This window comes from Paraburkholderia sp. 22098 (assembly GCF_052045935.1).
GTDB classification, from domain to species: Bacteria; Pseudomonadota; Gammaproteobacteria; order Burkholderiales; family Burkholderiaceae; genus Paraburkholderia; species Paraburkholderia caledonica.
This window is the reverse complement of record NZ_JBQEPV010000004.1, coordinates 242,339-264,455: the sequence shown is the minus strand read 5'-3', so window position 1 is coordinate 264,455 and position 22,117 is coordinate 242,339. Positions and strand designations below refer to the sequence as shown.

Genomic DNA, 22,117 nt, shown 5'->3' with positions numbered 1-22,117 from the left:
GGAACGACCATGTCAACGATCAACTACAGCGAAAAGATTCCGAACAACGTCAACCTCGCCGACGACCGCGCGCTGCAGCGCGCGCTCGAGCAGTGGCAGCCGAACTTCCTGTCGTGGTGGGGCGATATGGGCCCGGAAGGCTCGCACGGCTACGACGTGTATCTGCGTACTGCGGTGAGCGTGGATGCGGGAGGCTGGGCGCATTTCGATCATGTGAAGATGCCGGACTATCGCTGGGGCATCTTTCTGACGCCGGGCGACCAGGACCGCAAGATTCACTTCGGCGAACATAAGGGCGAAGCCGCATGGCAGGACGTGCCCGGCGAGCACCGCGCCAATCTGCGCCGTATCATCGTGACGCAAGGCGATACGGAGCCCGCTTCCGTCGAGCAGCAACGACACCTCGGCTTGACCGCGCCTTCCATGTACGACTTGCGAAACCTGTTTCAGGTCAACGTGGAAGAAGGCCGGCATCTGTGGGCTATGGTGTACCTGCTGCACCGCTACTTCGGCCGCGACGGTCGTGAGGAAGCCGAAGCACTGCTGGGGCGACGTTCCGGCGACGACGACAATCCTCGCATTCTCGGTGCGTTCAACGAGAAAACGCCGGATTGGCTCGCGTTCTATATGTTCACGTACTTCACTGATCGCGACGGCAAGTTCCAGTTGTCCGCACTCGCGGAATCGGGCTTCGACCCGCTCGCGCGCACCACGAAGTTTATGTTGACCGAAGAGGCGCACCATATGTTCGTCGGCGAATCGGGCGTTTCGCGCGTGATTCAGCGGACTGCTCAGGTGATGAACGAACTCGGCACCGACGACGTCGCCAGGATTCGCGCGGCCGGTGTGATCGACTTGCCGACCATTCAGCGCTATCTCAACTTCCATTACTCGGTGACGATCGACCTGTTCGGCGCGGATCATTCGTCGAATGCGGCCACGTTCTATAGCTCGGGCCTGAAGGGCCGCTATGAAGAGGGCAAGCGCGATGACGATCATCAATTGAACGGGCAGAGCTACAAGCTGCTGGATGTGCAGGACGGCAAGCTCCTGGAACGCGAAGTGCCCATGCTCAATGCGATGAACGAAGTTCTGCGCGACGACTACATCAAGGACTCGGTCGCGGGTGTAGGCCGCTGGAACAAGGTGCTCGAAAAGGCCGGCATAGACTTCCGCATGACGGTGCCGCACAAGGCGTTCAACCGGCAGATCGGCACCTTTGCGGGCACACGCGTGTCGCCCGACGGCCGCGTGATCGGCGAAGCGGAGTGGGCCGCAAACGAAGCGAAGTGGCTCGCCACACCGGAAGACCGCGCATTCGTTGCTTCGCTGATGGGTCGCGTCACGGAGCCCGGCAAATTCGCGAACTGGATTGCGCCGCCTGCGATGGGCGTGAACCGTCAGCCGGTCGATTTCGAATACGTGCGCTTTAACTGAACGCCGGTATCGCGCAACGCAGGAGTTGCTGAAGTTGCATGAAGCGCGCGTGGCAAGCTTGCGCGGCACAACATGGTGGAGGAAGTCATGAACGGCCCAGTGTCGATCGAGGTTCTCAGGCAGCATCTGATCGATCCGGAAATCTGCATTCGCTGCAATACGTGCGAAGAGACCTGTCCGATCGACGCGATCACGCACGACGAAAACAACTACGTCGTGAAGGCGGATGTCTGCAACGGCTGCATGGCGTGCGTGCCGCCTTGTCCTACCGGCGCGATCGACAACTGGCGTACCGTATTGAAGGCCGACGCATATCCGGTCGAAGAACAATTCACTTGGGACGTCTTGCCAGAGCAGAACACAATGGCCGCGCCCGCGGTGGAGGAATCGCCCGCGGCGGACACTACCGGCGATGCAGCGGCGAACGCGAGCGGCATTGAAGTAGACACCGTGCGCGGGTCAGTCGTGCCGCCGTGGTCCGCCGCGAAGCCTTACGTCAATCTCTACACACACAAGACGCCGACTACGGCGACTGTGGTCGGCAACTACCGGCTTACCGACGTATCGACGGAAAGCGACATACATCACATCGTGCTCGACTTCGGAACGATGCCGTTTCCGGTGCTCGAAGGTCAATCGATCGGCATTCTGCCGCCCGGCGCGACCGGCGACGGGCGCGTGCACCACGCGCGCCAATATTCGATCGCCAGCCCGCGCGACGGCGAGCGCCCCGGCTACAACAACGTTTCGCTGACGGTGAAGCGCGTCGCACAACGGCATGGCGATTCGATCGACGGAATCTGCTCGAACTATCTGTGCGATCTGAAAAAGGGCGACGTGGTCACGGTGATCGGCCCGTTCGGCAGCACGTTTCTGATGCCGAACCATCCGAATTCGCATCTTCTGATGATCTGCACGGGCACCGGTTCGGCGCCGATGCGCGCAATGACGGAATATCGCCGGCGCCGTCGCCTGAAGGGAGCAACGGGCAAGCTGATGCTGTTTTTTGGTGCGCGTACCAAAGAGGAATTGCCATACTTCGGGCCGCTAACTAATCTGCCGAAAGATTTCATCGACACCAATCTCGCATTCTCGCGCACGCCGGGGCAGCCCAAGCGCTACGTGCAGGACGCGATGCGCGAACGCGCGGTCGACGTTGCGCAGATGCTCAAGGACGACAATACGCATATCTACGTGTGCGGGCTAAAGGGCATGGAAGACGGCGTGCTGCAAGCGCTGAAGGAGATCGGCGAGCAGCATCAGCTGGATTGGGAAGCGCTGTGGGCGAAGCTCAAGAAAGAAGGGCGCCTGCATCTGGAAACGTATTGATCCGGCCGCGCCAGAAACCGCTGCCGCGAAGCGTCACCGGCCTGGCGCCCGTTGTGCCGGCGACACTGCCCCGCACGCGCGAATGACCAGTTGCACGACTTCTTCGGTCGTCGCCTCGAACGACTTTTGCGTCATCGCGCGCTTGCCTTTGAGCGCGCGAATCTGTGCGTCGAAGTCGGCGTAGTGCTGGGTCGTCGCCCAGATCATATACATCAGCGTTCGCGCATCGACAGGCGCGAGCAGGCCTCGTGAGATCCAGTCGTCGATTACTTTTACACGGCTGTCGAGCCATGGCTTGACGCGCCCCGTCAGAATGTCTTCCATATGCCCGGCGCCGTGAATGATCTCGCTCGCCCACACTTTCGAGCCGAGCGGGCGCCGCCGCGACAATTCCATTTTCGCGCGCACATATCCGCCGATTGCCTCCACCGGATCGTCGCTGCATTCGAATGTATCGGCTGCGCGGTACCAGTCTTCGAACAGGTCTTCGAGCACACGCCGGTAAAGCGCAAGCTTGGTCGGGAAGTAGTAATGCACGTTGGCTTTCGGTAAGCCCGCGCGTTCGGCGATCATCGCGGTGCTCGCCCCGTCGAGTCCGCGTTCCGCGAAGACCGCTTCCGCACAAGCCAGAAGATGCGCTTCGTTCGACTCGCGAATGTGCGCCTTGCGCCGCCGCAAAGGCGCGCGCGTTTCGTCGTTTTCCGTGATGCCCCCAGCCACGTCGTCGTCTCTCATGTTCGCCTTCGGCGGCATGGGCGCCGCGTCGCGCTTCATTCTAGTCGCTCGACGCACTGCTCACCTACGTATTTTGAAAGCCGCTTTCCGCGCTGCTGCAATGCAATGGCACGCTTCTCGCTCTTGGTTTGCCCGTGCGAAAAGCATTGATTTGGCGGAGTTAATCGTCTACAACCTGTCCAACTGGACAGGATTGAGAAAGCGGGACATGCACCAGGGTTAGCCCTCGCTATGAGAAGCAGCCAGGCGCATGGAACCTGCACCGCAGCCGTGCGGAGACGCCCCAAAAGCCGCCGCCCATGCACCAGTTTCATGTCGGTTCACCGGAAGGAGCGAGACGAATGAACGCGGTATCCGAAGCGCTAAAGCGGGCAGAGCCCGCTACGTCGATCAGGATCGACGGCAGGCGGCTGTGGGACAGCCTGATGACGATGGCAAAGATCGGTGCAACGCCTAAAGGCGGCGTATGCCGCCTCGCGCTGACCGACCTCGACAAGGAAGGGCGAGACCTGATCGTTAGCTGGGCGAAGGAAGCCGGCTGCACGGTCAGTGTCGATCAGATGGGCAACGTGTTCATGCGCCGCGCGGGACGCAATCCCGATGCATTGCCTGTGATGACCGGCTCGCATGCGGACTCGCAGCCGACTGGCGGGCGATTCGACGGCATTTACGGCGTGCTGGGCGGTCTCGAAGTGATTCGGAGTCTGAACGATCACGGCATCGAGACCGAGCATCCTGTCGAAGTCGTGATCTGGACCAACGAGGAAGGCTCGCGTTTTGCGCCGGCCATGGTTGCGTCCGGCGTGTTCGCGGGCGTGTTCTCGCTCGAATACGGTTTGTCGCGCAAAGACGTAGATGGCAAGACGATCGGCGAGGAACTGCAGCGCATCGGCTATGCGGGCGATGTGCCGTGCGGCGGTCGCCGATTGCATGCGGCGTTCGAACTGCATATCGAGCAGGGGCCGATTCTCGAAGCCGAGCAGAAAACCATTGGCGTAGTCACGGATGCGCAAGGTCAGCGCTGGTACGAAATCACGCTGACGGGACAGGAGGCGCACGCGGGTCCGACGCCGATGCCGCGCCGGCGCGATGCACTGCTCGGCGCTGCGCGAGTAGTCGACCTCGTCAATCGCATCGGGCTGGATAATGCGCCGCTCGCGTGCGCGACGGTCGGCATGATGCAGGTCTATCCGAACTCGCGCAATGTGATCCCTGGGCGAGTGTTCTTTACCGTCGACTTCCGGCATCCGGACAACGCCGTGCTGGCGAAGATGGATGCCGCGTTGCGCGAAGGCGTGGCGCAGATCGCGAACGGCATCGGTCTCGAAACCGAACTCGAACAGATCTTTTACTACGAGCCCGTCGCGTTCGACGAAGCTTGCGTGAAGTCGGTGCGCGCAGCGGCCGAGCGCTTTGGTTACTCGCATCGCAACATGGTGTCCGGCGCGGGTCACGACGCCTGTTATCTCGCGCAAGTCGCGCCCACTTCAATGGTGTTCGTGCCGTGCGTCGACGGGATCAGCCATAACGAAATCGAGGACGCCTCCTTCGAATGGATCGAAGCCGGCGCGAACGTGTTGCTCCATGCGATGCTGGAGCGTGCGTGCGAGCCGGTTTCATAGTGCGCCGATTAATGTGGCTTGCCAGCGCCGTCCCGGATTCTGATCGCGACCCGGATTACCTGCTTTAACAGCTTCACCGTAGCGCCAGAAAAACATGCCGTGCAGGCTTCGCTCACGCGAGAGTCGACAGGTGCGGCTGCGTCCTCAAATCGACAGAAGGAACGTGTATGGCTATCAAGCAAACCGGCGACATCGCCGCGCAACGCCTGTCGCCCGAGCAGATTTCCTGCGAGTTCTCCGACATTGCACCTTTGCTCGACGCAAGCGCCGCCGCCGCGGCGGCGAGCCGTTGCCACTACTGTTACGACGCGCCTTGCGTCAACGCTTGTCCGACCGGGATCGATATTCCCAGCTTCATTCGCAAGATTGGCAACGGCAACCTGAAGGGCGCGGCGGTGGACATTCTGTCGGCCAATCCGCTCGGCGGCATGTGCGCGCGCGTGTGCCCGACTGAAATTCTGTGTGAAGGCGCTTGCGTGCGCAATCATCAGGACGCGAAGCCGGTGGCGATCGGCGCACTGCAACGTCATGCAACCGACTGGGCGATGGCTCGCGGCGAAGCATTGTTCAAGCGGGCGCCCGCGACCGGCCGGCACGTCGCAGTGATAGGCGCCGGGCCTGCGGGACTCGCGTGCGCGCATCGCCTTGCACTGGCGGGCCATGACGTCACCCTCTACGACGCTCGCGACAAAGCCGGCGGTCTCAACGAATACGGCATTGCCGCTTATAAAACAGTCGACGATTTCGCGCAGCGTGAAGTGGAATGGCTGTGCTCTGTGGGAGGCATCGAAATAAGAAACGGCGTTGCGCTAGGGCGCGACATCGACCTCGATACGCTACGCAAGCAACACGACGCCGTGTTTCTCGCGATTGGCCTTACGGGCGTGCGCGCACTCGCGATGGCCGGCGAGGACCTGAGCGGCGTGATGAATGCGGTGGATTTCATCGAGCAGATTCGCAGCGCACGCGATCTCGGCGCGGTGCCGGTGGGCCGCCGCGTCGTCGTGATCGGCGGAGGCAATACCGCGGTGGATGCGGCTGTGCAAAGCCGCAAGCTCGGCGCGACATCGGTAGCGATGGTGTATCGGCGCGGCGTCGAATCCATGAGCGCGACATGGGCCGAACGCGACTTCGCACAAACGAGCGGCGTCACGCTTATCACGCATGCAACGCCAGTACGTTTGATCGGCGAGGGCGGCGTGGTGACGGGCGTCGAATTCGAACGCACAGTGAGCGGGGGCGACCAGGAGCGCTTCGTGATCGAAGCGGACATGGTGCTCAAGGCGATCGGCCAGACGCTCGTGCCGGTGGGAATCGAACGCGAGTTGCTGACGCTCGACGGCAGCCGCATTGCTGTCGATGCAACCGGGCAGACGTCGCTTGCCGGCGTCTGGGCGGGCGGCGATTGTGCGGCCACGGGCGGTATCGACCTGACCGTGCAAGCCGTGCAGGACGGCAAGCTCGCGGCCGCCGCTATCGATGCGCAATTCGCTCGCACCGCCGTGAAAGCCGCGTAGCGTGGCTCGCTGCACAGCACTGGAAGACACAACAAAATAGCCGTCCCCAAGGAGCCGAACATGGCCGATCTGCGCTGTACGATTGCCGGCATCACATCGCCGAATCCCTTCTGGCTCGCGTCTGCGCCGCCGACCGACAAAGCCTATAACGTGAACCGCGCGTTCGAAGCCGGATGGGGCGGCGTGGTGTGGAAGACACTCGGCCTCGACCCGCACGTGGTCAACGTGAGTTCGCGCTACGGCGCGGTGCAATGGAACGGTCAACGCATCGCGGGGCTCAACAACATCGAGTTGATCACCGACCGCCCGCTCGACGTCAACCTACGCGAGATCGCACAGGTGAAACGCGACTGGCCCGAACGCGCCATGATCGTTTCGCTGATGGTGCCGTGCAATGAGCGCGACTGGAAGTGGATCTTGCCGCTCGTGGAGGACACTGGCGCCGATGCAGTCGAACTGAATTTCGGATGTCCGCACGGCATGAGCGAACGAGGGATGGGCGCGGCGGTCGGCCAGGTGCCCGAGTACATCGAGATGGTCACGCGCTGGGTCAAGGAAAGCTCGAAGCTGCCGTGCCTCGTCAAGCTCACACCGAATATCACCGACATCCGGCTCGGCTCACGCGCGGCATACAAGGGCGGTGCGGACGGCGTGTCGTTGATCAACACGATCAACTCGATCGTCGCCGTGGATCTCGACGCAATGGCACCGTTGCCGATGGTGGACGGAAAGGGCACGCACGGCGGCTACTGCGGCCCGGCGGTGAAGCCGATCGCATTGAACATGGTCGCCGAAATCGCACGTGACGTGGAGACGCCGAACCTGCCGATTTCGGGTATCGGCGGCATTTCGACCTGGCGCGATGCAGCCGAATTCATGGTGCTGGGCGCGGGCAGCGTGCAGGTCTGTACGGCGGCTATGCACTACGGTTTTCGCATTGTCACGGATCTCGCCGACGGTCTTGCCAACTGGATGGACGAGAAGGGCTACGCGACGCTCGACGACATTCGCGGCCGCGCCGTGCCCAACGTTACCGACTGGAAGTATCTGAACCTCAAGTACGACATCAAGGCACGCATCGACCAGGACAAGTGCATTCAATGCGGCCTCTGTCATATCGCATGCGAGGACACTGCGCATCAGGCGATCATGAAAGAAAAAGATGGCGTCCGGCATTTTGAAGTGATGGACTCCGAATGTGTGGGCTGCAATCTGTGCATGCATGTGTGCCCGGTCGAGCAATGCATCACCATGGAGCGCGTGGACAACGGCGAATATGCGAACTGGACTACGCATCCGAACAATCCGGCGCGAGTGAATGCTCCGGCTGGTGAGGTAGAGGCAGAGTCAGCGAACGCCGAACCCGCCCACGCAGCAAAAGCCGCCTGAAATACGAGGCGAAATCGTTGTAAGCGCAGTTGTTAGCGCAGCGCTTGTACCGAACCGGTGTTTTCTCTAACGCCCGACGCGCCGACAGAAGCCGCGCGGGCTTCAACGATCTAGTGGAGATCTTTCGATGAAGCAGACCGCGCAACCCGTCGATCCGCAATTCGCGGCCGGCGCGCAAGGCAGCAGTCTTTACAACGACGACCTTGCACCCACCGGCCCCGCGCAGCGCACCTGGCGCTGGTATCACTTTGCAGCGCTGTGGGTGGGCATGGTGATGAACATTGCGTCGTACATGCTCGCGGCCGGATTGACTGAAGAGGGTATGTCACCGTGGCAAGCGGTGTTGACCGTGCTGCTAGGCAACCTGATCGTGCTCGTGCCGATGTTGCTGATCGGCCACGCGGGCGCCAAGCACGGCATTCCGTATGCGGTGCTGGTGCGCTCGTCGTTCGGCACGCAGGGCGCGAAATTGCCGGCAATGCTGCGCGCCATTGTGGCCTGCGGCTGGTACGGCATTCAAACGTGGCTTGGCGGCAGCGCGATCTATACGCTGTTGAACATTCTCACCGGCAACGCGCTGCACGGCGCAGCGTTGCCGTTCATCGACATTTCCATTGCACAGCTCGCGTGTTTCCTCGTGTTTTGGGCCTTGCAGATCTACTTCATCGTGCATGGCACGGACTCGATCCGCTGGCTCGAAAGCTGGTCGGCGCCAATCAAGATCGTCATGTGTATTGCGCTTGTCTGGTGGGCGACATCTAAAGCAGGCGGGCTCGGCTCGATGCTCGCGGCGCCTTCGCAGTTCGTGCCGGGCGGCAAGAAGGAGGGTATGTTCTGGGCGACTTTCTGGCCGGGCCTTACCGCCATGGTCGGCTTCTGGGCTACGCTCGCGTTGAACATTCCCGACTTCACGCGTTTTGCAAAAACGCAGCGCGACCAGATTGTCGGGCAGTCCATCGGTTTGCCGGTGCCGATGGCTTTGCTCTCGGTAATTTCGGTGGTGGTGACGTCTGCTACCGTGGTGATCTACGGCAAGGCGATCTGGGACCCGATCGACCTGACGAGCCGCATGACGGGCATTGGCGTCGGCCTCGCTCTCATCATCCTCACGCTCGACACGATGTGCTGCAATCTTGCCGCGAATCTCGTCGGACCCGCTTATGATTTTTCGAGCCTGTGGCCGAAGGGCATTTCGTATCGCGTCGGCGGCATGATTACCGCAACCATCGCAATCGTCATGATGCCGTGGAAGATTCTCGCGACTACCCAAGGCTATATCTTCACGTGGCTCGTCGGTTACTCGGCGCTGCTCGGTCCGGTGGCAGGCATTCTGATGGTCGACTATTTCCTGATTCGCGGCACGCGGCTCGATACCCGCGAACTATTCGACGAGCGCGGCGAATATAGCTATACCGGCGGCTGGAATATCGGCGCGGTGGTCGCGCTGGTGATCGGTGTGCTGCCGAATCTGCCGGGCTTTTTGCACACGGCGTTTCCTGCTTCGTTCGCGAACGTGCCGTCGATCTTCAATACGGTCTACACGTATGCATGGTTTGTCGGGCTCGCGTTGGCGTCGATCGTGTACAGCGCCTGGATGAAACTCAGCAAAGGACCCAGCGCGCGTGTCGCGAGTGCATGAGAAACGCGTGTCTGCAGCAGCGACACAAGCAAATTCATAAGGAGGCGGCAACATGACGACCCTGATTCGCGGCGGCACCATTATCGACGCGGAGAACACGTATCGAGCGGACGTGTTGTGTGCCGACCCGCAAGACGGCGGCACCATCCTGCAGATCGGAGCGGACCTGGAAGCGCCGGCGGGCGCGGCGATCGTCGATGCGGGCGGGCAGTATGTGATGCCCGGCGGCATCGATCCGCACACGCATATGGAGCTGCCCTTCATGGGCACCACCGCGAGCGACGACTTCTATACGGGCACTGCAGCGGGATTGTCGGGCGGCACCACGAGCATCATCGACTTCGTGATTCCTAGTCCGAAGCAAAGCCTGATGGAAGCGTTCAAGCAGTGGCGCGGGTGGGCGGAGAAGGCGTCGGCGGATTATGGGTTTCATGTCGCCGTGACATGGTGGGACGACTCGGTGTATCGCGACATGGGCACGCTCGTGCATGAACATGGCGTGTCGAGCTTCAAGCACTTCATGGCCTACAAGAACGCCATCATGGCCGACGACGAAGTACTGGTGAACAGTTTCTCGAGATCGCTCGAACTCGGCGCGCTGCCCACTGTGCATGCGGAAAACGGTGAACTGGTGTTTCAGTTGCAGCGCCAGTTGCTCGCAAAAGGCTTCACGGGGCCCGAGGCGCATCCGCTGTCACGGCCGCCCGAAGTCGAAGGCGAGGCGGCCAATCGCGCGATTCGTATCGCGCAGGTGCTGGGAGTGCCGGTGTATATCGTGCACGTGTCCGCGAAAGACGCTGTCGATGCGATCTCGCGGGCGCGCAGCGAAGGGCTGCGCGTATTCGGCGAAGTGTTGCCAGGGCATCTCGTGATCGACGAAGCCGTATATCGCGATCCCGACTGGACGCGCGCCGCAGCGCACGTGATGAGCCCGCCGTTTCGCTCGGCCGAACATCGCGAGGCATTGTGGCGAGGTTTGCAGGCCGGCCAATTGCATACCACCGCGACCGATCACTGCGTATTCTGCGCGTCGCAAAAGGCCATGGGCCGCGAAGACTTCACGAAGATTCCGAACGGCTGCGGCGGCGTTGAAGATCGCATGGCGGTGCTGTGGCATCACGGCGTGAACTCCGGGCGTCTCACGCCGAACGAGTTCGTGCGCATTACGTCGACGAACGCCGCACAGATCTTCAACCTGTATCCGCGTAAGGGCGCGGTGCGTGTCGGCGCCGATGCGGATATCGTCGTATGGGACCCCAACGCAAGCAAGACGATTTCCGTGAAGACGCATCATCAGAAAGTCGACTTCAACGTGTTCGAAGGCATGACGGTGCAAGGCGTGGCGATGCATACGCTCACGCGCGGCGCGCTTGCCTGGACCGACGGCGACTTGCGTGCCGTGAGAGGCGCTGGCCAGTATCAGAAGCGCCCGCCAAATGCTGCTTACTTCGACGCGATCCGCGTGTCGAACAAGCTGAAAGAGCCGCATCCCATCGAGCGGTAGCGCTCGAGCTTCCAGACTGCGGCGCGGCCGGGCAAGCTCGCGCCGACTCTTCTCTCGGCGCCGCGCAATCGCCGCGGCACCGCTGTCTCGCGTTTTCCCCGATGGCGTCCCGCCCATGTTCCATGTTGCGATGCATGCCGCGTCGTCACATCTGCTGTAGAGTTGAAATTCATGTGATAGTGGAGGCGATGGCTGCGGCTTAGCACGGATGCGCATATGGATTGGAAAGCTGATCCTTTGTAAAAACGCATGCCGTTTGCTACAGTCCGCCCACTCCGCCGGGCACGAGCGCCGGTGGGACTGCCAACACGCGTCCAGGCATGCGTCCTGACCACCTTAGGGAGCCACTCATGAAGTCGATTCGTTCCATTGTGCTGATCGCGCTGTTTCATGCGGTAACCGTGAGCCCCGTGTTCGCCGCCGATGAACTCGCGCAGATCAAGTCCTCGGGCGTGTTCAGGATTGGTACGGAAGGCACTTATGCACCGTTCACCTATCACGACGAGTCGGGCAAGCTAACCGGCTTCGACGTGGAAGTCGGCACGCAGATCGCGCAGCGTCTGGGCGTCAAGCCGCAATTTATCGAAGGCAAATGGGACGGCCTGATTGCCGGTCTCGACGTGAACCGCTACGACGCGGTGATTAACGAGGTTGCGGTGACCGACGCGCGCAAGCTCAAATATGATTTCTCCGACCCGTACATCACGTCGCATGCAGCACTGATCGTGCGCTCGGACAACAACGCGATTAAGACTTTCGACGATCTGAAGGGCAAAAAGTCCGCCAACACGCTCACCAGCAACTTCGGCAAGATCGCCGCCGCGCACGGCGCGGAAGTGATTCCCGTGCAGGGCTTCAATGAATCGATCGATCTGCTGACCGCGGGCCGTGTCGATGCAACCGTGAACGATTCGCTGTCGTTCCTCGACTTCAAGAAGCACAAGCCGGATGCGAAGGTGAAGATCGCCGCGCTGGACACATCGCCGGATAGCAGCGACAAGTCGGCCGTGCTGATTCGCAAGGGCAGCCCGGAACTCGTCGCGGCGATCAACAAGGCGCTCGCCGATATGAAGAAAGACGGCACCTACGCGAAGATCTCGCAGAAGTACTTCGGCAAAGACGTCTCCAAATAAACGCCTTTCGCGAGTCTGAATCATGCCGGCATGGTTGCATCTGATGGCGCACTCGCTGTGGCCCCTGCTATATGCGGGGCTCGTGTTTACTGTGCCGCTCACATTGGCTTCGTTTGCAATCGGACTCGCGCTCGCGTTTATTGTCGCGCTGGTGCGGCTCTTTGGGCCGAAGTGGGCAGTGGCGGTGGTGCGCTTTTACGTGTGGCTGTTCCGCGGCTCACCGTTGCTCGTGCAACTATTCGTGATCTTCTACGGCTTGCCGAACGTAGGCATCGTGCTCGATCCGTTGACGGCGGCGATTATCGGCTTCTCGCTGAATGTGGGCGCCTACAACTCGGAAGTGATTCGCGGTGTAATCGAGTCGATTCCGAAAGGACAGTGGGAAGCCGCGTATTCAATGGGAATGACGCGCGAACAGGCGCTGCGTCGTGCGATCTTGCCGCAGGCCGCACGCGTCGCGCTGCCGCCGTTGTCCAACTCGTTTATCGCGCTCGTGAAGGACACGTCGTTGGCCGCTGTGCTGACTGTGCCCGAAGTGTTTCAGGCGGCGCAGAGAATTGCTTCGGTCACCTACGAACCGTTGATTCTTTATACCGAGGCTGCGCTGGTGTATCTCCTGTTCAGCTCGGTGCTGTCGTCGGCTCAAGTGAGGCTTGAACGAAAGTTCGGCCGTCATGCACTCTTTCAGGCGGGCAACTAATGATCCGACTGGAAAAGATCGACAAGTATTTTTCCGGGCTCCGTGTGCTCAACTCGGTCGACCTGCACCTCGCGCAGGGCAACGTGACTGCGTTGATCGGGCCGTCGGGTAGCGGCAAGAGTACGCTGTTGCGTTGCGTGAATCTGCTGGAAATTCCCGAGGCCGGCTCGCTCGAAATCGGCGATCAGAAACTCACGTTCAGCCGCGACGAGCGGCCGTCGCGCGAAACGGTCCTGACTATTCGCCGCCGTACCGGCATGGTGTTTCAGAACTTCCAGTTGTTTCCGCATCTCACGGTGCGTCAGAACGTAATGGAAGGCCTCATCACCGTGCTGAAATGGGACAAGGAAAAGGCGCGTGCCCGCGCTGACGAATTGCTGGAGAAGGTCGGCATCGCGCACAAGGGCGATGCATGGCCTGTCACCCTGTCGGGCGGGCAACAGCAGCGAGTTGCGATCGCGCGAGCATTGGCGCCGTCGCCCGAAGTGTTGTTGTGCGACGAGCCCACGTCCGCGCTCGATCCCGGACTCGCCGCGGAAGTGGTCGAAGTACTCAAGCAACTCGCGAATGAAGGCATGACCATGCTGATGGCGACGCATGATTTGCGGCTCGCCGCTACGATCGCACGCCACGTGGTGTTCCTTAACAACGGCGTAGTGGTGGAGTCGGGTCCGTCACGCGATGTGTTCATGCGGCCGCAGCAGGAGGAAACCGCGCGCTTCGTCTCGACGTTGACGCACAGCTTGCCCGATGCATGGACCGAGTGAAGCGGATATGAGCGAGTACCTTTGATAAGAAAGCCGCTCAGGTATGCAACAAAGAAGAAAAGGGGCGCCAGTTTGGAACTGCGCCCCTTTTGCATATCAGGCCGTTAAAGGCACCTTATTGGTGTCTTACGCTTCGACGCGCTCTGCTTCGTTGTCCAGCGCAGATTCGAAGAACCGTGCTTTCGCCTCTTCACTGACGCGAGCATACGCGCGGTTCACGCCGCTGATCACCGCTCGAATCGACGCGGTCACCAGATTGGCGTCGATACCCACGCCGAACGCGCTGCCGGTTACGTCGGCCCCGGCCATTTCCGCGACCGCGACCGCGCGGGCGTCGGCGCCTTGCGTCAACGCGCGCTCCTCATAGTGCTGGATGCGCACGGGCACACCGATCGCGTGCATCAGTGCGTCGAGCGGACCGTTGCCTTCGCCGTTCAACACGCGCCGGGTGCCATTGATGTCGACAGTCAGCTTGATGCGCTCGCGTCCGTCCTGCTCGGACAGGCTGTGGCCGATGTAGTGCACCGGCGCGGTATTCTGCACGTACTCCTGCTGGAACAGTTCCCAGATCTGCGACGGCGTGACTTCCTGTCCGCTGTCGTCGGTAAAACGCTGCACGGCCGAACTGAAATCCACCTGCAAGCGGCGCGGCAACACGACGCCGTAGCTCTGCTCGAGCAGGTACGCGATGCCGCCCTTGCCAGACTGGCTGTTTACACGGATCACGGAATCGTAGGTGCGGCCCAGGTCGTTCGGATCGATCGGCATGTACGGCACTTCCCACATCGCGTCGGGTTTCTGCGCAGCGAAACCTTTTTTGATCGCGTCCTGATGCGAGCCGGAGAATGCGGTGAACACCAGATCGCCCACATACGGATGACGCGGATGAACGGGCAACTGCGTGCATTCCTCGGCCGTGCGCGCGATTTCGTTGATGTTCGAGAAGTCGAGTCCGGGATCGACGCCCTGCGTGTACAAATTCAGTGCGAGCGTGACGAGGTCCACGTTGCCGGTGCGCTCGCCGTTGCCGAACAGGCACCCTTCGATACGATCAGCGCCCGCCATCACCGCGAGTTCCGCCGCGGCCACCGCGGTGCCCCGATCGTTATGCGGATGCACCGACACGATCAACGAATCGCGGCGCGCGAGGTTGCGGTGCATCCATTCGATCTGGTCGGCGTAGACGTTCGGCGTCGCCATTTCGACCGTTGCAGGCAGGTTGACGATGGCCTTGTGTTCGGGCGTGGGTTGCCAGATGTCGAACACCGCGTCGCAAACTTCCTTCGCGAATTCGAGTTCGGTGCCGCTGAACACTTCAGGGCTGTACTGCAGCGTGAAATGCGTTTCCGGCGCGGCATCGGCGAGACGTTTCATCGTGCGCGCGGCTTTTTGTGCGAGTTCCTTGACGCCGTTCTGGTCGAGCCCGAACACGATCTTGCGGAATTCCGGCGCGGTTGCGTTGTACAGATGGACGATCGCACGCGGCGCGCCACGCAACGATTCGAACGTACGCTCGATCAGATCGTCGCGGGCTTGCGTCAACACTTCGATCGTTACGTCGTCGGGAATGTGGCCGCCTTCGATCAGCTCTCGCACGAAGTTGAAATCGGTCTGCGATGCCGACGGGAACGCGACTTCGATCTCCTTGAAACCGATCTGCACCAGCGTCTTGAACATGCGCATCTTGCGCTCTGCGTTCATCGGCTCGAACAGAGCCTGGTTGCCGTCGCGCAGGTCGGTGCTCATCCAGATCGGCGCGCGCGTGATCGTGCGCGACGGCCACTGGCGGTCCGTCAAATTGATGGGCTTGAAGGAGCGGTACTTGGTAGCTGGGTTCTTCAACATTTTCATCGTCCGTGGGTTCGACTGGCTGGTAGTCGACCGGACGACAAGAACGCAAAGCAGCGCCGCCGGTCGGAAACCGGGGCTGGGTCAGTTACTGGGGAATTATGCGGTGCTTCGGGTGTTTCAGATGGAAGCGCGCAGCAGCAGACCTAGCCCGGTAGAGCGGGCTAGTAGTAGCGATAGGGTGGTCTGGGCGCGGTACATAGTGCGCAATAGGAACATATTATTGGGACGGCGTCAAGCGGGGCGCTCGCGCGCGGCGCCAGGCTACAATTCCCGACGGCTTGAAAAACGGAACGTCAATGAAGATTCGGATTGTCACTATCGCGTGCGCTGCGACCGCCGCAGCACTCCTCGCGGCCTGCACGGCTGTCTACAAGAACTCGGACGCGTGCGAGCAGTTAATGCGAAGCAAGCTGGCAGAACAATCGACCGATACGCTGAAGATCGGCCATACGGGCGCTGGAATCGACGGCTCACGCGTCGTGGTTGAAGGGTCCATTGAACATGTGATGACGGCGTCTGAAGTAGCGGCCGCATCAGCGCGAGCAGCGTCGGGCGCTCGGGCAGGACGCAGAGTGGCGGCCTCGGGTGTGGGACCGGCTTCGTCTGTGTCGCAGGCGGCCTCGTCGGTCACTGCGTCGGAGGCTGATGCGCTTGCACGGAAGCCGAACAAGCCGAACAAGCCGAAGAAGCTGATTCTGGCCGCAGCCGCCGAATGCACGTTCCATGGCCCGACGCTGGACACGTTTAGCTGGTTAGCGCCCGCAAAGCTGGCAGCGCCCTCCGACCCGGACGCGAACGAAACAGACGAGTAAGCTCCCAGGCGGCCGGTTCATTATCCAGGTGACGTGAATCCACCGCCTGACATTGCGCTGCCTATCTGCTCTCCAGCATCAACGCTAGCGCGCTTTCGGCAAACGCCTCAGGCCGGCCTTCAAAGCAGCGCTCAACCGCGCGCGTGTCGATCAGCCGCTGCCGCAATGCTGTGCGTTCGTCGTGTCCTTCGATCATTCGCACCGCTGCCGCGATATAACCCTCGACGTTGTCCGCCGTTGTCCACGGCGGCATACCCACGCGCTCGAATAGCGCGCCGTCGATCCGTTCGAATACCTCAGGTCCGCGCTTGCACACGCCCGGCAAACCGAGCGTCAGCGCGTCGACGATGCCATTCGTATTGCCGAACGGGAACGGACTCAGAAAGAGATCGGAGCGATTCACGCGCTCCAGGTAGCCCGCATACTGACAAAACTCGTGCACGACCGCGCCCGGTACCGCGCGTCCGATGACCTCGCGCATCTGGTCGAGCGCGAGGCCGGCCGGCACGCCGCTCATGAAGTGGAATTCGACAGGCGTCGCGGCCCGCGCACCGATCTCGCGACACGCTGCGAAAAAACCGGGGTTGAGCTTCATCGCGCTAGCGGTAATGACCACTTCTAGCGTTTCGCGCGCAGGCGGAATGCGCGCGGAGATCTCCGGCAACGCAACCGAAGGCCGGTACGGCTGGCCGTCTTTCGGCAGCTTCATCAGGCGCTCGCTGAAGCATGCAGGATCGCCGACATAGTCTTCCTCGACGCTCACGTAGTCGATCTTGTCCGAGTGCGTGGTGGCCGGGTGCCCGAGGCCGGCGATCTGCAACGGCGCGACGCGGAGATTCGACATGAATACCGTCATCACGAACATGCCGACGCTCGGCATATACAGCACGTCGGGCTTTTCGCGCTCCGCAAAGTCGCGAATGGTCCGCAGACATTCGCCGATGTACTCCGGGTCCTCCAGTTCGATAAAACGGTCGAAGACCGCTCGCCCGATATCGTCGATTGCATAGCCGAAGCCAAAGCCCACCACCTCGAAATGCTTGCGCGCTGCCTCGATAGTGCGCGAGTGCGTGCGATAAATTGAATGCGCACCGCCGAACCACTCGAGGACGACCATCATCAACGGCTTTTTGCGGCGCTTCGCATTCTTCGGCGTCTTGGGGTTCGCCGCGTTCGCCTTGCGCGGTGGCACCGGCAGGTCGGTCAAACCGAGTTGCGTGAGCTTGCGGCGCACGAGCACATTAATGTCGAGCTTGATCTCATGACGGCGCGGCGTTTCTGCGTAGCTGCAAAACATGTAGGCGTTGTGCAGCAACGCGGTGGGCAGATCGTCGAGGTCGCCGATCTGCTGCAGTTTGCCGGGAAGCCACTCGATCAGTGCTTCGCGCTTGAGATGCGCGCTCGGCGAACCCTTGAAAACCGGCGCCAGCAGGACGAGTGCGAGGGAGGCCGCAAGCACCTTGTCGTACGCCCACAGCGCGACGAAGTCCAGCTCCATTTCAGAGCCGGTTGAATACAGCACGCAAAGCTTCTCGACGAAACGGTCACCTGCAAGAAACTGCCTGTCGTGCGCGCCGCGCGGATTCAGTTGGCAAGCGACATGGTCCGCATTGCCGAACGGCGTAACCGAGAACAGCAAACCCACCCATTCATGCAGCGTCAGAAAGAGCCTGAAACATTCGCCGGGCAGCTGGAACTCCGGATCGGCAAAGAGCGTGGAGGCCGCGCTGGCGAGCCGCGTACAGAAGCGCGTGCGTTGCTCGGCAGGCGCAAGGCCGCTCATGCCCGACGCAAGAAAGCTTTTGTCCAGCAGACCGCGTTTGTGCTGCAGTAGCGCGAATGCCGAGAGGAGCTGGATCGACGCCCGGATGTGCTGCCGCGTGTAGACGAGCTGCTCGAATTCGTCGAGCGAAAAGGTGGCTTCTTCCATCGGGAGGGCGTGGGTAGTTATGCATGACTAAGCATTTTCCAGATGCGTTAGCCGCGAACGACGATTATCGCAGCCAGCCGATATCGAATCTTCGCCATCCACGATTTTGCGAATTTTCAGCACAGCAAACGAGGCATCCCACTCAGAAGGCGTAGTAAGGGCCGGGCCCCGCCGACGTTGCGCGCGATGCAATCGCGGTGTACACACGGCGCCCGAAAAAGAACGGCAGGCCCCAGCCGAAGCCGCTGCTTGCGATGCCCGCTATGTTGTTGAAGGCGTTGTTCGCCGATGCAAACAGAACCCGCGAATTGCCGACCGAAAACGTGACTGCGTTCGCCGCGCCGTCCGTGCCGGTGATCGTCGCCGTCGCCGACTGCGTCGAACTCGGGCAATACCAGTAGCCGCATTGGGGCAGTTGCGTGTCGCGATAGAAGAGGCCGTTCGAGCCCGTGTCGAGATAACTTTGCGTGTACGTTTGAGCGCCTTGCGTGGTCGTCACGTAGCCGGTCTGCGGATTGCCCTTCAACACCCGCGCGCTGCCGAGCGTGTTGTTTGCCTGAGTGCCGATGCCGAAGATCATCGACCCGGAAACGGTGAGCGCGCCGCTGTCTGGAACCGCGGGAAGATCGATCACCACGCCGTTGTTGTCGAGGGCGAAGCGGCTGACCGGATTGACCACCTGCTGTGCGAGAGGTTGCGCTGCCGGCACGCAGGCGCCGCCCGCGTCGCAGCCGTAATACCAGCGTGGCAGCGCTGCGTTCGCGCAGGCGCTGCCGCAGTCGGCCGCGAACGCGCCGACGCCGAGAATGCCGTTGGCACGCAGCGTGTCGAGCGTGAGCATCGACGGACCGGAGCCGGCGCAGTCCGCGGGGACTGTCGGCACCGCAGGGTCGGCAATCAGTTGAATCGCGATCGACGCGGCCAGTTGTCCGGCCATGCGCACGTCCGCGCTGCGCACCGCGCCCCACGCGTAGCCGCCGCCGAACACCGCGCATTCGCCCGATATCCCGGCGCCCGACGTGATCGCGGCGAGCGGCAAGCCAGCCGGTATGGCCGAGGCAAGAATGCGCAGACCGTGCGAGCCGGTGTCCACCTGAATGTTGTCGATGGTCGCGCAGTTGTCCGTGCCCGGCTGGCAGATGGTGACGCTCGTGGTCAGCATGTTGCGCGTGAGACGCGGCGCCGCCGTCACGACGATCGGCTGCACATTGGGCGTGTTCGACTGCGCGACGGCAGTGCCGCTCGGGCTCGATGCGGCAGTCGGCGCCGACGCGACAGGCGCGCTCGCCGCCCCTGAACTGCTCGCCGGGGTGGTCGCGGCCTGGCCGCCACCGCTGCCGCCGCCACATGCCGTAAGAGCCGCGCAGACGAGCAGCAGGAGAGGGAGTGAGAGATTGAGCTTCATGGCGTCAACGTAGGTCGGCAGTGGTTTTGGTTATTCCGGGCGCCTGGTGGTGCGGGCGCGCTCAGGCGAATAGTTGAGGCGCTTCTGGGCGCGGCTTGCCGCAATCGGGTTGAAGTCCGGCACGAGCGCAGCAACAGGATTTGCGCGGCTGACCACGCGTTGGCCGCGTTGCTTGTCCGGCTCTGTTGGTCTGCCGGCGCCGAACGGGTTGTCCGATGGTCTTTCGAACTGGAGCAGCACCGATACAAGCGCCGGAGCCATCCGCAAGCGCCTGGACCAGCGTCAGCGTAGGTCGTCGGCAGTGACGCCCGGCGGCAACGCGCCGGGTAGCCATGCGCGGCCCGCATAGCCGCGCATGGGTCCGCCCGATTCCACGATCACGTCCGGCCGCGCGACGCGCGACGCGTGCAGATTGCCGTCGATTGCGGCCGCAGCGCCCGCCCGGTAAGAGCCGGCGTAGTTGCCGAGCAGGGCGACGAGATCGGGCATCGTCGGGCCCTGCCACGTATAGGCAACGATTTCGCCGGTGCTCGTCGCGTATTCGTTGATGGCGGTGTTGCCCGCATCGGTCGATGTACGCAGGCGCAGCGCGCCGTTCAGCAGGCTTTGAGGCGCCGCGGCGTGGCCCGTCGGCTGCAGCGGCATCACACCGCCGAGTTGAGCGCAAGCATGGGCACTGACGCACAGCGTCGCGACGGCGATCGCTGACGCGGTAATGACGGGAAAGAGATGGGCTTGGGGCATGACAGTCTCCGTGGCGTGGCGCGTTCGGTCTTCTCGCAAAGTCGATTTGAAGATATCACTCGCGCTTCCTGACGAAGCCTGGCGCCCGTTTCGCGGCCCTGTGTTATCGCAAAAGTAACGGGCGTCGAGCCTGCAAAGAGTCTTTGAAAACAATGTTCTGACAGGCGCGTCGTATGTGGCTGACAGGCCATTCGGAATGTTTGCTGAACGTTAAATATGACGCTTGCGGTGAGTCCCTCGGGAGGGGCAAACCCCGGTTTTTGCACAGGGCTCGCCGGGATCGGTAAAATATCGGGTTGATCCACGGAAACTTGCCGTGGCGTAGCGGAAGGATTCCCCGAACATGACTGATCTTCGTCTTACCAAGCGGTTTGCAGTAATGCTGATGGCGGGCGGGCTGGTCGCCGGCTGCGGCACGTCGTCGCCGACCAAAGTCGACTACAAGAGCGACTCCAAATCGAAACAGGTGTCACTCGCCGTCCCGCCGAACATGATCGACGAGACGCCCGATCAGCGTTCGCTGCCCCCGCAAGGCGGCGAAACCTCGCTGTCCACGCTGCGTCAGGTTCAGGCCCAGGCGCCCGCGGCCAACACGCTGGCGGTCGTGCCGCCCGTGAGCAACATGCATATCCAGCGCGACGGCACGGAAAGCTGGCTCGTGATCGACGGCAAGGCGCCGGCAGACGCGTGGCCGCAAATCCGCCGGTTCTGGCAGGAGCAGGGTTTCCTGCTGGTGGTCGACCAGCGCGACAAGGGCGTGATGGAAACCGACTGGAACGAAACGCACGCGCAGATCAACGACGGTTTGATCCGCAGCACGCTGTCCAAGGCGCTGGGCAACAGCTACGTGACTTCCGAGCGCAACAAGTACCGCACGCGCCTCGAAGCGGCGCCGAACGGCGGCACGTACGTGTTCATCAGCCAGAAGGGCATGCGCGAGGCGCTGACCGGCACGAGCAACGACTCGAGCACGTGGGAGCCGAAGGCGAACGACCCCGGCCTCGAGCAGGAATACCTGAAACGCTTGATGGCGGCGCTCGCACTTGCCGATTCGCGTGCAAAGTCGGGCGGCGGCCAGACAGCAGAACTGTCGCCGGCGGGCGCGCAGACGGCGCCTAACGCGGCTACGTCGGGCGCGAAATCGGCGGCTGCGGCCACTGCGGCACAGAATGTCGCCCTCTCGGCACAGCAGCCGGTGCGCGATCCGGACGCGGCGAACGCGTCGGCGCAGTTGTCGTCGAACGAACTGACGCTCGGCGAGCCGTACGACCGTGCATGGCTGCGCGTGGGCCTCGCGCTCGACCGCAGCAATTTCACCGTCGACGACCGCGATCTGAGCCGCGGTCTGTACTTCGTGCGTTACGTCGATCCGAAGGACATGTCGTCGGCCGAGCAGGGCTTCTGGAGCCAGGTATTCCACGGCAAGAAGGAAAAAGTGGCCAAGCAGTATCGCGTGAACGTGCGCGCGCTGACGCCTGACCAGACCCGCGTCGCCGTGGTGGACGACAAAGGTGGCGTCGACGAAAGCCCGCAGGCCACGCAGATCATGACGCTGATGGCCGATCAGCTGCACTGACGCGCGCCGCTGCAACTGGCGGCAGGC

At 62.0% G+C, this 22,117-nt stretch carries 18 protein-coding genes; 12 read left to right on the top strand and 6 right to left on the bottom strand.

Annotation, left to right across the window (positions count from 1 at the left end; genetic code table 11):
- The first annotated feature begins 9 nt into the window (after nt 1-9).
- Nucleotides 10-1,437 carry a benzoyl-CoA 2,3-epoxidase subunit BoxB gene (boxB, locus tag ACTJLB_RS10470; RefSeq protein ID WP_440783198.1) on the top strand — a complete coding sequence of 476 codons (1,428 nt, stop codon included), beginning with the start codon at nt 10-12 and terminating at the stop codon, nt 1,435-1,437.
- An 87-nt stretch (nt 1,438-1,524) separates the two neighbouring features.
- The gene (gene boxA, locus ACTJLB_RS10465) at nt 1,525-2,766 is read left to right on the top strand and encodes a benzoyl-CoA 2,3-epoxidase subunit BoxA (protein WP_440783197.1); all 1,242 of its coding nucleotides are present in this window, start codon (nt 1,525-1,527) and stop codon (nt 2,764-2,766) included.
- A 33-nt stretch (nt 2,767-2,799) separates the two neighbouring features.
- Here the strand turns inward: boxA and ACTJLB_RS10460 are convergent, their stop codons facing one another.
- Nucleotides 2,800-3,540, bottom strand: coding sequence for a TetR/AcrR family transcriptional regulator (locus ACTJLB_RS10460; protein WP_087752612.1), 741 nt, complete (start codon nt 3,538-3,540; stop codon nt 2,800-2,802).
- Between the two features lie 302 nt (nt 3,541-3,842).
- On the opposite strand from ACTJLB_RS10460, the gene ACTJLB_RS10455 reads away from it, so the two are divergent.
- From ACTJLB_RS10455 to ACTJLB_RS10420, 8 genes are all read left to right on the top strand, one after another.
- Nucleotides 3,843-5,123: a Zn-dependent hydrolase gene (locus ACTJLB_RS10455; RefSeq protein WP_440783195.1), complete on the top strand. Its 1,281-nt coding sequence runs from the start codon at nt 3,843-3,845 to the stop codon at nt 5,121-5,123.
- A gap of 167 nt (nt 5,124-5,290) precedes the next feature.
- On the top strand, nt 5,291-6,640 hold the full coding sequence (locus tag ACTJLB_RS10450; RefSeq protein WP_440783193.1) for an NAD(P)-dependent oxidoreductase: 1,350 nt from the start codon (nt 5,291-5,293) through the stop codon (nt 6,638-6,640).
- Between the two features lie 60 nt (nt 6,641-6,700).
- Nucleotides 6,701-8,029 (top strand): NAD-dependent dihydropyrimidine dehydrogenase subunit PreA, encoded by a 1,329-nt coding sequence (preA, locus tag ACTJLB_RS10445; RefSeq protein WP_408197259.1) that lies wholly within the window; start codon nt 6,701-6,703, stop codon nt 8,027-8,029.
- Nucleotides 8,030-8,156: 127 nt separating this feature from the next.
- Complete coding sequence (locus ACTJLB_RS10440; RefSeq protein ID WP_020065408.1) at nt 8,157-9,668, top strand: NCS1 family nucleobase:cation symporter-1; 1,512 nt, start codon at nt 8,157-8,159, stop codon at nt 9,666-9,668.
- 52 nt (nt 9,669-9,720) lie between these two features.
- Complete coding sequence (gene hydA, locus ACTJLB_RS10435) at nt 9,721-11,172, top strand: dihydropyrimidinase (protein ID WP_392392377.1); 1,452 nt, start codon at nt 9,721-9,723, stop codon at nt 11,170-11,172.
- Nucleotides 11,173-11,522: 350 nt separating this feature from the next.
- A complete protein-coding gene (locus ACTJLB_RS10430) occupies nt 11,523-12,305 on the top strand; it encodes an amino acid ABC transporter substrate-binding protein (RefSeq protein WP_440783191.1) in 783 nt (260 codons plus the stop codon).
- 22 nt (nt 12,306-12,327) lie between these two features.
- On the top strand, nt 12,328-13,005 hold the full coding sequence (locus ACTJLB_RS10425) for an amino acid ABC transporter permease (protein WP_020065411.1): 678 nt from the start codon (nt 12,328-12,330) through the stop codon (nt 13,003-13,005).
- A complete protein-coding gene (locus ACTJLB_RS10420) occupies nt 13,005-13,772 on the top strand; it encodes an amino acid ABC transporter ATP-binding protein (protein ID WP_440783190.1) in 768 nt (255 codons plus the stop codon). The genes ACTJLB_RS10425 and ACTJLB_RS10420 overlap by 1 nt, the downstream gene beginning before the upstream one ends.
- 126 nt (nt 13,773-13,898) lie before the next feature.
- Here the strand turns inward: ACTJLB_RS10420 and leuA are convergent, their stop codons facing one another.
- Nucleotides 13,899-15,617 (bottom strand): 2-isopropylmalate synthase, encoded by a 1,719-nt coding sequence (gene leuA / locus ACTJLB_RS10415; protein WP_440783189.1) that lies wholly within the window; start codon nt 15,615-15,617, stop codon nt 13,899-13,901.
- Between the two features lie 302 nt (nt 15,618-15,919).
- On the opposite strand from leuA, the gene ACTJLB_RS10410 reads away from it, so the two are divergent.
- A complete protein-coding gene (locus ACTJLB_RS10410; RefSeq protein ID WP_440783188.1) occupies nt 15,920-16,435 on the top strand; it encodes a hypothetical protein in 516 nt (171 codons plus the stop codon).
- Between the two features lie 61 nt (nt 16,436-16,496).
- Here the strand turns inward: ACTJLB_RS10410 and ACTJLB_RS10405 are convergent, their stop codons facing one another.
- The 4 genes from ACTJLB_RS10405 to ACTJLB_RS10390 form a co-directional block, all read right to left on the bottom strand.
- Entirely contained in the window at nt 16,497-18,365 is a 1,869-nt protein-coding gene (locus ACTJLB_RS10405; RefSeq protein WP_440783187.1) for a glycosyl transferase family 1, read from the bottom strand.
- 142 nt (nt 18,366-18,507) lie between these two features.
- The gene (locus tag ACTJLB_RS10400) at nt 18,508-19,770 is read right to left on the bottom strand and encodes a DUF3443 domain-containing protein (RefSeq protein WP_440783186.1); all 1,263 of its coding nucleotides are present in this window, start codon (nt 19,768-19,770) and stop codon (nt 18,508-18,510) included.
- Nucleotides 19,771-19,800: 30 nt separating this feature from the next.
- Complete coding sequence (locus tag ACTJLB_RS10395; protein WP_440783185.1) at nt 19,801-20,031, bottom strand: hypothetical protein; 231 nt, start codon at nt 20,029-20,031, stop codon at nt 19,801-19,803.
- A gap of 21 nt (nt 20,032-20,052) precedes the next feature.
- The gene (locus tag ACTJLB_RS10390; RefSeq protein WP_408164387.1) at nt 20,053-20,514 is read right to left on the bottom strand and encodes a DUF2844 domain-containing protein; all 462 of its coding nucleotides are present in this window, start codon (nt 20,512-20,514) and stop codon (nt 20,053-20,055) included.
- A gap of 343 nt (nt 20,515-20,857) precedes the next feature.
- Between ACTJLB_RS10390 and bamC the strand changes: the two genes are divergently transcribed.
- Nucleotides 20,858-22,090: an outer membrane protein assembly factor BamC gene (gene bamC, locus ACTJLB_RS10385; RefSeq protein WP_440783184.1), complete on the top strand. Its 1,233-nt coding sequence runs from the start codon at nt 20,858-20,860 to the stop codon at nt 22,088-22,090.
- Nucleotides 22,091-22,117 lie beyond the last annotated feature (27 nt).